This is a genomic window from Massilia sp. DD77 (assembly GCF_036961685.1).
Classification (GTDB): Bacteria; Pseudomonadota; Gammaproteobacteria; order Burkholderiales; family Burkholderiaceae_D; genus Telluria.
This window is the reverse complement of record NZ_JBAMDH010000022.1, coordinates 1-12,867: the sequence shown is the minus strand read 5'-3', so window position 1 is coordinate 12,867 and position 12,867 is coordinate 1. Positions and strand designations below refer to the sequence as shown.

Here is a 12,867-nt window from a genome sequence, read left to right as displayed (position 1 = left end):
GTCGACCGTTACTGCGCTCTCTTCTGGAACAGGGCGTAGAACAAACCGTCATGATCCTGCCCGGCACCGCTGGCTGGCAGCAGTTGGCCCGGCGCGTCAAGCCGGAGCGCATCGTGGCGCACCGCAAAAGCGGCCGCCTGCGCCTCCGATTCCTGGGGCCAGAGCGAACATGTCACGAACAACAATTTACCATTGGGAAGCAACATCTGCCAAAGCTTGTCGAGTATTTCAGAGGAAAGTGTTGCAAGTTGGAGTGTGTCGGACTTGCGGCGCAGCCAGCGGATGTCCGGGTGGCGCCGGACGATACCGGAGGCCGTGCACGGCACGTCGGCCAGGATACGCTCAAAAGGCTGGCCGTCCCACCAGCCGTCGGCCTGGGCCTCCGCCGCGACAAGCTTCGCATGCAGACCGAGGCGGCCCAGGTTGTCCCCCACCCGCGCCAGGCGCGCCGGATCGGCATCGACCGAGGTCAGGTCGACCTCGGCGGTCTCCAGGATATGGCCGCTCTTGCCGCCCGGCGCCGCACAGGCGTCCAGCACGCGCATGCCGTCCTTCAGGTCGAGCAGGGAGGCGGCCAGCTGGGCGCCCGCGTCCTGGACCGAGACCACGCCCTCGTGGAAGCCCGGGATCTGGCTGACGTTGATGGCCTGGGCCAGGCGCACCGCGCTTGGGCCGATCGGCTCGGCGGCGATGCCGGCTTCCTCGAGGGTGCGCAGGTAGGCATCGATATCGGTCTTCCTGCGGTTGACGCGCAGGGTCAGGGGCGGATGGGCATTGCCCTCGGCGAGGATGCGTTCCCAGTCCTGCGGGTAGGCCGCGCGGGTGGCGTCGATCCACCATTGCGGGTAGTTCCAGCGCGCCAGCGGCTGGCGCAGGGCTTCCTGGACCAGGTCGCCGCGCTCGCGCAGGAAGCGGCGCAGCACCGCGTTGACCATGGCCTTGGCATGGGCGAAATCCGGGTGGGCGGCGGCCGCCGTCACGGCCTGGTCGACCACGGTGAAGGCTTCATAGGGCGGCGGCGTGCCGTCCGGCGGATCGACCAGGGCCAATGCGGCCTGCAGCAGGCCGCCCAGCATGGCCGGTTCCGGCGCCTTGCTGGTCATCAGGCCGAGCAGGACCTCGGTGCGGCCCAGCTGGCGCATGGTCCGGTAGGCGATGTCCTGGATCGCGCCGCGCGCCTGGGGGGCCGCGTCGTAGGCGGCGAACACCGCGCCCAGTGCCTGCGGCAGCGCGGCGCCGGCGCGCACCCGCGCCACGGCATTGGCCGCGCCCAGCAGGGCCAGGGCCAGCGAGTCGGGTTTCAGGTCGGGGCGGAAGTCGCGCTGCGGCGCCACCTTCACCTCATGGCTCTGGCGCAGCTCCGGCTTGGCGCGCTCCTGGCGCTCCTGGCGCGGCTGGGCGGCGGCCGGACGCTGTCCGTCCTTGCGCGGCGCATCGGACGGGCGTGCGCCGCGCTCACCCTGGGCGCGCGGCTCCTGCGGACGGCCGGTGCCGGTGCGGGCCGGGCCGGACTTGGCAGCGGAGGAGCGGGCCGGGGAGGCCTTGGCCTTGGGTTTGAGGGTGAGCGTCGGGCGCTTGTCGGTCATGGCGGTTCGGTTCTGAAAAAATGGCCTCCATTGTAACGGCTGCGGCTTTGGCGAACCTTAACGGCACGGAAGGCGCAGGCGGGCGGCGCAGGTGACGGCACAGCCGCAGCCCCGTCCCGCGGGCGCGCCAAACCAGTATAATGGACCCTTATTGCCTGTATATCAGGCACGCGCTTCACGCGCGTTTCATCGCATTTCATTACTATTTCGACCATTCCCCATGCTCGCCCAACAAAAACAGCAGATCGTTGCCCTGTTCCAGGCCGCCCTCGCGCCGATCGTCGCAGGCAGCGACCTGACCCCTAACGTCGTTCTCGAACGCCCGCGCGATCCGTCCCACGGCGACATCGCCTGCAACATCGCGATGCAGCTGGCCAAGCCGCTCAAGACCAACCCGCGCGAACTGGCCACCCGCCTGGTCGCCGCCCTGCTGGCCGATCCCGCAGCCCAAGGCCTGGTCGAGTCGGCCGACGTCGCCGGCCCCGGCTTCATCAACCTGCGGGTGGCCGCCGGCGCCAAGCAGTCGGTGGTGCGCACCATCCTCGAGCAGGGCGAAGCATTCGGCCGCGGCGCCTCGGGCGACGGCCACCATGTGATCATCGAATTCGTCTCGGCCAACCCGACCGGCCCGCTGCACGTCGGCCACGGCCGCCAGGCCGCGCTGGGCGACGCCCTGTCCTCGCTGTTCGCATCGCAGGGCCACCAGGTGACCCGCGAGTTCTACTACAACGACGCCGGCGTCCAGATCGCCACCCTGGCCACCTCGGTGCAGGCGCGCGCGCGCGGCCTCAAGCCGGGCGACGCCGGCTGGCCCGAATCGGCCTACAACGGCGACTACATCGCCGACATCGCCGCCGACTACCTGGCGAAGAAGACCGTGTCGGCCAGCGACGGCCAGCCCGCGACCGCCAGCGGCGACGTGGAAGACGTCGAATCGATCCGCCGCTTCGCCGTCACCTACCTGCGCAACGAGCAGGACATGGACCTGCAGGCCTTCGGCGTCAAGTTCGACAACTACTACCTCGAGTCCTCGCTGTACGCGGACGGCAAGGTGGAAGCGGCGGTCCAGGCCCTGGTCGACGCCGGCAAGACCTACGAGCAGGAAGGCGCGCTCTGGCTCAAGACCACCGACTACGGCGACGACAAGGACCGCGTGATGCGCAAGTCCGACGGCACCTATACCTACTTCGTGCCGGACGTGGCCTACCACATCCAGAAGTTCCGCCGCGGCTTCGACCAGGCGATCAACGTCCAGGGCAGCGACCACCACGGCACCATCGCGCGCGTGCGCGCCGGCCTGCAGGCGGTGAACATCGGCATCCCGCAGGGCTACCCCGACTACGTGCTGCACAAGATGGTCACCGTCATGAAGAACGGCGAAGAGGTCAAGATCTCCAAGCGCGCCGGCTCCTATGTGACCGTGCGCGACCTGATCGAATGGTCGGGCAACGGCGAGGTCACGCGCGGCCGCGACGCCGTGCGCTTCTTCCTGATCTCGCGCAAGGCCGACACCGAGTTCGTGTTCGACGTCGACGTGGCGCTGGCCAAGAGCGACGAGAACCCGGTCTACTACGTGCAGTACGCGCACGCGCGCATCTGCTCGGCCCTGGCCAACTGGGGCGGCGACGCCGCTTCGCTCGCCAAGGTCGACCTGTCGCCGCTGACCGAGTCGCACGAATCCCAGCTGCTGGCCAAGCTGGCCGCCTACCCCGAGATGCTGCAGCGCGCGCTGGTCGAGCTGGGCCCGCACCAGGTCGCGTTCTACCTGCGCGAACTGGCCGGCGAACTGCACAGCTACTACTTCGCCCACAAGTGGCTGCTCGACGATAACGAGCCGCTCAAGCTGGCGCGCCTGGCCCTGGCCGCGGCGATCCGCCAGGTGCTGCGCAACGGCCTGGCCCTGATCGGCGTCTCGGCGCCCGAGAAGATGTAAGCGCAGGAATACCAGCAACCGTCTCGATATATTGAAAGCGACATGACCGTCACCCGATCCTTTTCTCCGCTGCGCCAGCGCGGCAGCACCCTGACCGGCATCATCATCGGCCTGATCATCGGCCTGGGCATCGCGGTGGCGGTCGCCCTGATGATCACCAAGGGCGCCTCCCCGTTCACCGACCGTTCGAACAAGGCCGGCCGCCCGGCCGACCTCGATCCGAGCAAGGCGACCGATCCGAACAAGCCGCTGTACGGCAACCGCGAAGCCGTGCGCGAGGCCAACCGCGAACTGGGCGAACGCAGCAAGCCCGCCGGCGAGGCTCCGGCGCCGGCCGCGCCGGCAGGCGAGGCCGATCCGCTCGGCGCCGCGATCGCCGGCATGCAGGCCCAGCGCCCCGCTTCGACTCCGGCCGCGGCTGCGGCGCCCGTCCAGCCGCCCGCGCCGGCCAATACGGCCGCGCCGTCACCATCCGCCGCGCCGGCGCCGTCCGCGGGCGCCGACAGCTACATCTATTACCTGCAGGCCGGGGCCTTCCGCGAGATGTCCGACGCCGAGAACACCCGCGCCAAGCTGGCCCTGCTCGGCTTCGAAGCGGCCATCTCGGACCGCCAAACCGAAGGCGGCGTGCTGCACCGCGTGCGCGTGGGCCCGTATACCCAGGTCGAAGCCGTGAACAAGGCGCGCGCCAAGCTGCTCGACAGCGGCATCGACGTCGCCATCGTCCGCAACCAGAAATAAGGAAACGCATGCACGCCCTGCGCCGCCTGTTCTGCACCGCCACCCTGCTCGGCATGTCGAGCCTGGCGGCGCTTCTCGCGTCTCCTTCCGCCCACGCCTCGAGCGCCGCGCCGAAGGATGGCGTCGAGTACAAGACCCTGCCTTCGCCCCAGCCGACCGACGCCGGTCCGCGCAAGGTCGAGGTGATCGAGTTCTTCGCCTATTACTGCCCGCACTGCTACGCCTTCGAGCCGCTGCTGGCCGAGTGGGTGCGCAAGCAGGGCGACGCCATCGTCTTCAAGCGCGTGCACGTGCCGCGCGACGCCGGCGTCCTGCCGCAGCAGCGCCTGTTCTACACGCTCGAATCGCTCGGGCTGCTCGAGCAGTACCACGCCAAGGCCTTCGCCGCCATGCACGTCGAGCGCCTGCGCCTGGCCAGCGACGAGCAGGTGTTCGACTGGGCGGCGCGCGCCGGCATCGACCGCGCCCGCTTCATCGACACCTACCGTTCCTTCGGCGTGCAGGCCAAGCTGCGCCGCGCCGCCACCCTGATGCAGGACTATGGCGTGACCCACTGGCCGATGCTGGCCGTGGACGGCCGCTTCCTGACCTCGCCCGGCATGGTGGCCGAAGGCGCGGAGGGCAACCAGTCCGAAACCCAGCTGTTCCAGGGCACCCTGCAGGTGATGGACCAGCTGGTCGCGAAGGCGAAAGCCGGCAAGCAATGACCGGGCGGCCGGGACAGGCGCACCGGGTCTTCATCACCGGCGCCTCGAGCGGCATCGGCGCCGCCCTGGCGCGCGAATACGCCGCACGCGGCGCCGTTCTCGGCCTGGTCGCGCGGCGCGGCGAGCTGCTGGCCGAACTCGCGGCCTCGCTCCCCGGCGCCGGACAACACCGCATCTATCCGCTGGATGTCTGCGACCACGCGGCGCTCGCCGGCGCCGCCGGCGACTTCCTGCAAGCCCACGGCGGCGCCGACATCGTCATCGCCAGCGCCGGCATCTCGTACGGCACGCTCACCGAGCGCCCCCAGGACCTGCCCGTCTTCGAGGCCGTCTTCGCCACCAACGTGGGCGCCACGGTGGCCACCTTCGCGCCCTTCATCGCCGCCATGAAAAGCCAGGACGGTCCCTGCCGTCTGGTGGGCATCGGCAGCGTGGCGGGCATCCGCGGCATGCGCGGCGCCGGCGCCTACTGCGCCTCGAAGGCGGCCGTGCACAGCTATTGCGAATCGCTGCGCCTGGAGCTGCACGATTCGAACATCCGGGTGGTGACCATCGCGCCCGGCTACATCGCTACTCCCATGACCCGCAACAACCGTTTCCCCATGCCTTTCCTGATGAGCGCCGAGCGCTTCGCCACCCAGGCGGCGGCGGCCATCGCGCACGGCGACAGCTACCGCGTGCTGCCCTGGCAGATGGGCCTCGTGGCCAGGCTGCTGCGCCTGCTGCCCAATGCTCTGTTCGACGCCGCGTTCTCGCGCGCCCCGACCAAGCAGCGCAAGGAGCAAGCATGAACGCCGCGCACATCGCCGCCCGGTCGCGCTCCGGGGTGGCCGTCGAAGTGGTCGGCGAAACCGGCTCCACGAATGCCGACCTGCTGGCGCGCGCGGCCGGCCTTGCCGGCCCCCTGCTGCTGGTGGCGGAGCACCAGACCGCCGGCCGCGGACGCGCCGGCCGCAGCTGGCTGTCCTCGGCGGAAGGCTCGCTGACCTTCTCGCTGGCCTGGCGCTTCGAAGGCGGTCCGCAGGCCTTGACCGGCCTGCCGCTCGCGATCGGCGTGGCGCTTGCCGAAACCATCTCCGCGCTCGGCGTCCAGGTGCAGCTCAAGTGGCCGAACGACGTGCTCAAGGACGGCGACAAGCTGGCCGGCATCCTGGTCGAGACCCAGAATGCGCCGGGAGGCGGCGTCTGGGCCGTGATCGGCATCGGCCTGAATCTCCTGATGCCGGACGAGATGGAAGCGCGCCTGGGACGCAGCGCGGCGGGCGTGCCCTGGCTGGCGCGCATGGAGCGCGACACCCTGGTGGCGGCCCTGCTGGACGGCCTGGCGGCGGCCTTGCGCGAATTCGCGGCGCGCGGCTTCGGCGCTTTCAGCGCGCGCTGGAACCTGCGCCATGCCTGGCAGGGCGAGACCGTGGTCCTGCTCGACGCCGGCAAGGTGGTGCAGGAAGGCCTGGCCGCGGGCGTGGACGACAGCGGCCGCCTGCTGCTCGATACGGTCGATGGCCGCATGCCGGTGCTGGCGGGCGACGTGTCGCTGCGGGTGAAGGCATGAGCGCCCTGCTGCTGGTCGACGCCGGCAACACCCGCATCAAGTGGGCCCTGGCCCAGGGCGGCGCCCCGCTGGGACAGTGGCAGGCCGAGGGCGTGGCGCCGCACACCGAGATGGACCGCCTGGCGGCCCAGTGGCAGGCGCTGGGCGCCACCCGCGCACTGGTCTCGAACGTGGCCGGCGCGGAGGCGCGCGAACGCATCGCCGCCGCCCTGCAGGGGGGCAACCCGGGTTTGCCGGTCGAATGGTTCGCCTCGGTGCCCGAGCGCGCCGGCTTGCGCAACGGCTACCGCGAACCGCAGCGCCTGGGCTGCGACCGCTTCGCGGCCGCCATCGGCGCGCGCGCGCTGGCCCCGGGCCAGGACCTGGTCGTGGCCACCTGCGGCACTGCCACCACCGTCGACGCGGTCAGCGCCGACGGGCGTTTCCTGGGCGGGATGATCCTGCCCGGCCTGGCGCTGATGGCCGCCGCGCTGGCGCGCAACACGGCCCAGCTGCCCCAGGTGGGGCCTGGTGCGGCGCCTCCGCCCCTGTTCGGCGACAATACGGACGATGCGATCGTCTCCGGCTGCCTGTCGGCCCAGGCCGGCGCCATCGAGCGCGCGGTGGCGGGACACGGCGCCTCCGCCTGCATCCTGTCCGGCGGCGCCGCGCCATATATTGCGCCCGCGCTCAAGGTCGAGCACCGCCTGGTCGATAATATCGTGCTGGTCGGCCTGCATGCGGCGGCGACCGCCATCTGACAAGGATAGGAAAGTGCTGAAATTCGTCTTCTGGGCTTTGCTGGGGCTGAATGCCCTGCTGTTCGCCTACGGCCGCGGCTACCTCGGCACGCCCGCGGGCAGCGAGCGCGAACCCGCGCGCCTGAAGAACCAGCTTGCGGTCGAGCGCATCGCGCTGCTGGGCGAGGCCGAGGCGAAGGCCCTGGCCGGCGCCGGCCAGCCCGCCGCGGAAGCACCGGCCGAGCCGGCCGCGCCCTCTTCCGCGCCCGCCGCCGCGCCCCTGGCCTGCGTGCAGGCCGGTCCCATCGCCGCGGGCGATACGCGCCGCTTCGAAACCCGCGCGGCGCGCCTGGACCTGGGCGAGCGCCAGTCACGCATCAGCGTGCCCTTCCAGGAAGTGAGCAGCTACATGGTCTACCTGCCGCCGGCCGGCGGCAAGGAAGGCGCGGACCGCCGCACGGCGGAGCTGAAGGAGCGCGGCATCGAGAACTTCTTCGTGATGCAGGGCGAGTCGGCAATGAAGTACGCGATCTCGCTGGGCGTGTTCAAGACCGAGGCGGCAGCCCAGACCCAGGTCGGCATCCTGGGCCGCCAGGGCGTGCGCGGCGTGCGCATCCTGCCGCGCGGCCCGCAAGGCACCCGCGCCGCCTATCAGTTCCGCAACATCGACGCCGACACCCGCACCCGCATCGCCGACATCGCCAAGGCCTTCCCCGGCGCGCAGCTGCAGGATTGCCTGCCGGCGCGGTGATGGTTGGCCGCGAGATCATCGAACACGATAACGGAACCGGTAACGATCGACGCGTCGGCGGCAAAGCCGCCAACCCTACCGTTTGACGACCAAGGGTTTCAAACCGAAGGACTTCGGCACCCTGCGCGCCGCCTTCGCGGCGTCGGCCCGGGTCGCGAACGGCCCGCCATACAGGCGCTGCGACGTCCCCGCCGGCGCCACTTCCAGGGTCCCCAGCTCCACGCCGGCCTTGGCCAGCTTCGCGCTCATCGCTTCCGCCGCGCCCGCGCGGCTGTAGGAACCGAGCTGCACATAGAAGCCTGGCGCCGCCTGGGCGATCGCCGCGCTGTCCGACCGCACCCCGTCTTCGAGCGCCATGGCGGCGATTTCCGGCGCGGCCGATTGCGCCAGCGAGGCCGCGGCGCGGCGCACGGTGGCGATCCGGGCTGGATCGTCAGGAAACAGGCGCTCGACCTTGACCTGGTGGCTGCCCCTGTCGAGCAGGCCGAGCTTGACCGCGGCCGCGTAGGACACGTCGATGACCCGGCTGGCGTGGAAGGGACCGCGGTCGTTGATCCGCACGATCACCGATTTGCCGGAGTCGACGCTGGTCACGCGCGCATACGAGGGGATCGGCAGGGTCGGATGCGCCGCCGTCATCCTGGTCTTGTCGTAGGGCTCGCCCGACGTGGTCTTCTGGCCGTGGAAGCGGTTCGCATACCAGCTGGCCATGCCGCGCTGCACGAAGGGATCCTCGTGCAGGATCGGGGTGTAGGTCTGTCCGAGCACCGAGTACGGGCGGTTGCCCCACCTGGCGTAGGGCTCGTACTTCACCAACGGCGTGTTCTCCTGTACCTGCGCCTGCTCGCCCGGGCCGCCGTCCTTGTGGTAGCCGCCGAGGCTGGATTCGGCCGTCGGCAATGCCGGCGCTTCGCCGTGCTTCAGCGCCGGCTTGTGCAGCCAGGGCAGCGGGATCAGCTGCATCAGGTTGCGATGCTCGCCCTTGGGTTGGGTCGTACAACCGGCGGCCAGGAGTGCAACTGCAAGGGCCGCCGAATAAATCCTTCGAACGGCCATTGCTCGTCCTCCATTTATCACGTCTGCACGAGTTTACGGTGTCTTTGAATACTCATCAATATGCCGGCGCCAAGTCCGAGCGTGATGAAGGCCGTGCCGCCGTAGCTCATGAAGGGCAAGGGCACGCCGACAACCGGCAGGATGCCGGCCACCATGCCCATGTTCACGAACGCATAGGTGAAGAAGATCATCGTGATCGCCCCCGCCAGCAGGCGCGAGAACGAGTTCGGCGCATTCGCCGCGATCATCAGTCCGCGCCCGATCAGGAGCAGGTAGACGAACAGCAGCACCAGGTTGCCGATCAGGCCGAATTCCTCGGAATACACGGAGAACACGAAGTCGGTGGTGCGCTCTGGCACGAACTCGAGATAACCCTGGGTCCCCTTCATGTAGCCCTTGCCGCTCACGCCGCCCGAGCCGATCGCGATGATCGACTGGATGATGTGGAAACCCTTGCCCAGCGGGTCCGAGGTCGGATCGATCAGGGTCATGACCCGCTCGCGCTGGTAGTCGTGCATCATCGACCAGCCGATCGGCAGCATCGCGGCCGCGCCGACCACCAGTGCGATGATCGCCTTCCATGCCAGGCCGGCCAGGAAGATCACGTACAGGCCCGAGGCGGCCACCAGCAGCGCGGTGCCGAGGTCGGGCTGCTTGGCGATCAGGGTCACCGGGATCAGGAGCAGCACCGCGGCGACGGCGAAGGATTTCCAGTTGCCGATCGTGGCCTTGGTCTGGAAATACCAGGCCAGCATCAGCGGCATGGCGATCTTGAGGATCTCGGAAGGCTGGATGTCGATGCCCAGGTGCAGCCAGCGCCGCGCGCCCTTCTTGATGATGCCGAACATGGCCACGGCGATCAACAGCGCGACCCCGAAGGTATAGATCGGCACCGCCAGCCGCATCAGGGTCTGCGGCGGAATGTTCGCCGCGATCCACATGATCGCGAAGGACAGCAGGAAGTTGCGGATCTGGTGCTCGACCCGGTCCGGGAAGTCGGCGCCCGCCGAGGTCATGGTGATCATGCTGATCGCCATCAGGACGAACAGGATCAGCGCCAGCGGGCCGTCGAACACGGCGAAGTACGGACGCAGGCGGCGGCGCAGCGAGCGTCGTTCTGGAATGTGCGCCATGGCTTATTCCTTTCTGGTGAGGGCGGCCGCGGCACCCGTTGCCGCAACCTGGGCCGCGGGGGCCGCGACCGGCGTGGGCGCGCGCTTGGCTGCGGCGGGGCCGGGCGGCGGATCCTTGGGCTTGGGCGGCGCCGGGCGCTTGCCCAGCAGGTAGTAGTCGAGCGCCTTGCGCGCGATCGGCGCCGCCGAGGCCGCGCCGAAGCCGGCGTTCTCGACCACCAGGGCCAGGGCGATGCGCGGCTGGTCGGCCGGCGCGAACGCGACATACAGCGCATTGTCGCGGTGGCGCTCGTCGATGGCGCTGGCGTTGTACTTCTGCCCCTTCAGGCCGATCACCTGCGCCGTGCCGGTCTTGCCCGCCGAGATGTAGCCGGCGTTGGCGAAAGCGCGGTAACCCGTGCCATAGGATTCCTGGGTCACGCCCACCATCGTGTGCTTGATGAAGTCGACGTGTTCCTGCTTGAGCGGGATGCGGCGGCTTTCCTTCGGCACCGTGAGCGTGCGCTGGCGGGTGGTGCCGTCCTCGATCATCTTGACCAGGTGCGGCTTCATGACCACGCCGTTGTTGGCCAGGTTGGCCACCGCGTGCGCCAGCTGCAGCATGGTGTAGTTGTTGAAGCCCTGGCCGATCGAGACCGAGATGGTGTCGCCGCCGACCCATTTCTGCGCCGCGCGGTTGCGCTTGAAGCGCTGCGCCTTCCATTCCTTGGAGGGCAGCACGCCGGTCTTCTCGTGCTCGAGGTCGATCCCGGTCGGCTCGCCGAAGCCGAACTGGCGCATGAAGCCCGACATCCTGTCGATGCCCATCTCGTTGCCCAGCTGGTAGTAATAGGTGTCGCAGGACTCGACCACCGACTTGTACATGTCGACCACGCCATGGCCGCCCGGCTTGTCGTCGTTGAAGCGGTGCCCGCCCAGCACGAAGAAGCCCGGATCGCGGATCGCGTCCGATGGGCGGCGCAGGCCCATCTCCAGCGCGGCCAGCGACATGAAGGGCTTGAAGGTCGATCCCGGCGGATAGGTGCCCGACAGCGGACGGTTCATCAGCGGACGGTCGAGCGAGGTGTTCAGCTCGTTCCAGCTCTGGCTGTCGATGCCGTCCACGAACAGGTTCGGGTCGAAGCCCGGGCGCGAGACATAGGCCAGCACGTCGCCGGTGGCGGGTTCGATCGCCACCAGGGCGCCGCGGTTGTCGCCGAAGGCTTCCTCGACCACTTTCTGCAGCTCGATGTCGATCGACAGGATCAGGTTGCTGCCGGGCACCGGCGCCGTGCGGCGCAGGGTGCGGATCGCGCGGCCGCCGGCCGAGCGTTCGACTTCCTCGTAGCCGGTCTGGCCGTGCAGGTAGCGCTCGTAGCGCTTTTCCAGGCCTTCCTTGCCGATATGCTCGGTGCCGTTGTAGTTGGCGGCGTCTTCGCTTTCTTCCAGCGCGTCGGCTTCCTTCTGGTTGATGCGGCCGATGTAGCCGATCACGTGCGAAGCGACCTCGCCCAGCGGGTACTGGCGGAACAGGCGCGCCTGCACTTCCACGCCGGGGAAGCGGAAGCGCTGCGCGGTGAAGCGCGCCACCTCGTCGTCGCTCAGGCGGGTGCGGATCGGCACGCTGGCGAAGCTGCGCGACTCTTCCAGCAGGCGCTTGAAGCGGCGCCGGTCGCGCTGCTCGATGGTGACCAGCTTGGACAGCTCGTCGATCACCGAGTCCAGGTTGGCGTGCAGCTTGGACGGGTTGATCTCGAGGGTGTAGGCGGAATAGTTACGCGCCAGGACCACTCCGTTGCGGTCCACGATCAGGCCGCGGTTGGGCACGATCGGCACCAGCGCGATGCGGTTGTCCTCGGCCTGGGCGGCGTACTGGTCGTGGTGCAGCACCTGCAGCCAGACGAAGCGCGCGACCAGCAGGCCGAAGCAGACGAAGACCAGTCCCACCAGCACCGTCAGGCGCATGCGGAACTTGTGGATCTCGCGGTCGTTATCCTTGAACTCGGTCATGCCGGCAGCAACCTCAGATCGGACGGGTATGGTCGCGGTCGACGGCGCGGCGCTGCGGCGCCAGCAGCAGCCAGGTGATCACCGGCCACAGGGCCACGGCCACCAGGCTCTCGACGAAGGTCAGCAGTCCCGGGAAGCGGCCCGAGACCATGAAGTGCACGAAGGCCTGGATCGCCTGGGCCAGCAGCAGCAGCGGGAACACGTGCATGGCCTGGGTCATCAGGTGGAACCACAGCACGCGGCGGTGGATCATGATCGCCAGGTAGGACAGCAGGGTATAGGCCAGCGCGTTCTCGCCCAGCAGGCTGGCGTCGTGCACGTCCATCAGCAGGCCCATGACGAAGGCCACGCCGATGCCGACCTTGCGCGGCTGGTGGATGCCCCAGAAGACCAGCACCAGGGCGACGAAATCGGGCGCGCCCACCCAGCGGCCCCAGGGCATCAGGTTGAGCATGAAGGCGCACACCAGGCTGAACGTGATGAACAGCGGGCTGACGGGCAGCAGGATGTAATGCGGACGGTTACCGGGCATGGTCAGGTCCTGGAATCATTGTCCGGCCGGCGCGGGTGCAGCCGGCGGCGTGGTTGCCGCGGGCGCGGGACGGTTTGCGGCAGGCGCGGGCGCGCTTGCCGGCGCAGTGGCCGGCGCAGTTGCCGGCAAAGTTGCCGGCGGGGTTGCTGGTGCCACGGCGCGGGTAGC

The 12,867-nt window shown here is 69.4% G+C and carries 12 protein-coding genes; 7 read left to right on the top strand and 5 right to left on the bottom strand.

Going from position 1 to position 12,867, the window contains the following annotated elements; translation table 11 throughout:
• Positions 1–8: 8 nt before the first annotated feature.
• Positions 9–1,586 (bottom strand): 16S rRNA (cytosine(967)-C(5))-methyltransferase RsmB, encoded by a 1,578-nt coding sequence (gene rsmB, locus V7778_RS14645; protein ID WP_335556425.1) that lies wholly within the window; start codon positions 1,584–1,586, stop codon positions 9–11.
• 220 nt (positions 1,587–1,806) lie between these two features.
• On the opposite strand from rsmB, the gene argS reads away from it, so the two are divergent.
• From argS to V7778_RS14610, 7 genes are read left to right on the top strand one after another with little or no spacing between them, the layout of a single operon-like run.
• Positions 1,807–3,519 carry an arginine--tRNA ligase gene (gene argS, locus V7778_RS14640; RefSeq protein ID WP_335556423.1) on the top strand — a complete coding sequence of 571 codons (1,713 nt, stop codon included), beginning with the start codon at positions 1,807–1,809 and terminating at the stop codon, positions 3,517–3,519.
• Between the two features lie 42 nt (positions 3,520–3,561).
• Positions 3,562–4,260 (top strand): SPOR domain-containing protein, encoded by a 699-nt coding sequence (locus V7778_RS14635; protein ID WP_335556422.1) that lies wholly within the window; start codon positions 3,562–3,564, stop codon positions 4,258–4,260.
• Between the two features lie 8 nt (positions 4,261–4,268).
• Complete coding sequence (locus V7778_RS14630) at positions 4,269–4,967, top strand: thiol:disulfide interchange protein DsbA/DsbL (RefSeq protein ID WP_335556420.1); 699 nt, start codon at positions 4,269–4,271, stop codon at positions 4,965–4,967.
• Positions 4,964–5,758, top strand: coding sequence for an SDR family oxidoreductase (locus tag V7778_RS14625; protein WP_335556418.1), 795 nt, complete (start codon positions 4,964–4,966; stop codon positions 5,756–5,758). Before V7778_RS14630 ends, V7778_RS14625 begins: the two co-directional genes overlap by 4 nt.
• The gene (locus V7778_RS14620) at positions 5,755–6,519 is read left to right on the top strand and encodes a biotin--[acetyl-CoA-carboxylase] ligase (RefSeq protein ID WP_335556415.1); all 765 of its coding nucleotides are present in this window, start codon (positions 5,755–5,757) and stop codon (positions 6,517–6,519) included. The genes V7778_RS14625 and V7778_RS14620 overlap by 4 nt, the downstream gene beginning before the upstream one ends.
• Complete coding sequence (locus tag V7778_RS14615) at positions 6,516–7,259, top strand: type III pantothenate kinase (RefSeq protein ID WP_335556413.1); 744 nt, start codon at positions 6,516–6,518, stop codon at positions 7,257–7,259. The genes V7778_RS14620 and V7778_RS14615 overlap by 4 nt, the downstream gene beginning before the upstream one ends.
• A gap of 13 nt (positions 7,260–7,272) precedes the next feature.
• Positions 7,273–7,989 carry an SPOR domain-containing protein gene (locus V7778_RS14610; RefSeq protein WP_335556411.1) on the top strand — a complete coding sequence of 239 codons (717 nt, stop codon included), beginning with the start codon at positions 7,273–7,275 and terminating at the stop codon, positions 7,987–7,989.
• Between the two features lie 75 nt (positions 7,990–8,064).
• Here V7778_RS14610 and V7778_RS14605 read toward each other — a convergent pair whose 3' ends face one another.
• From V7778_RS14605 to mreD, 4 genes are read right to left on the bottom strand one after another with little or no spacing between them, the layout of a single operon-like run.
• Positions 8,065–9,045: a septal ring lytic transglycosylase RlpA family protein gene (locus V7778_RS14605; protein ID WP_335556410.1), complete on the bottom strand. Its 981-nt coding sequence runs from the start codon at positions 9,043–9,045 to the stop codon at positions 8,065–8,067.
• Between the two features lie 17 nt (positions 9,046–9,062).
• The gene (rodA, locus tag V7778_RS14600) at positions 9,063–10,178 is read right to left on the bottom strand and encodes a rod shape-determining protein RodA (RefSeq protein ID WP_335556408.1); all 1,116 of its coding nucleotides are present in this window, start codon (positions 10,176–10,178) and stop codon (positions 9,063–9,065) included.
• Between the two features lie 3 nt (positions 10,179–10,181).
• On the bottom strand, positions 10,182–12,167 hold the full coding sequence (gene mrdA, locus V7778_RS14595) for a penicillin-binding protein 2 (RefSeq protein ID WP_335556406.1): 1,986 nt from the start codon (positions 12,165–12,167) through the stop codon (positions 10,182–10,184).
• Positions 12,168–12,180: 13 nt separating this feature from the next.
• The gene (gene mreD, locus V7778_RS14590; RefSeq protein WP_335556404.1) at positions 12,181–12,699 is read right to left on the bottom strand and encodes a rod shape-determining protein MreD; all 519 of its coding nucleotides are present in this window, start codon (positions 12,697–12,699) and stop codon (positions 12,181–12,183) included.
• Positions 12,700–12,867 lie beyond the last annotated feature (168 nt).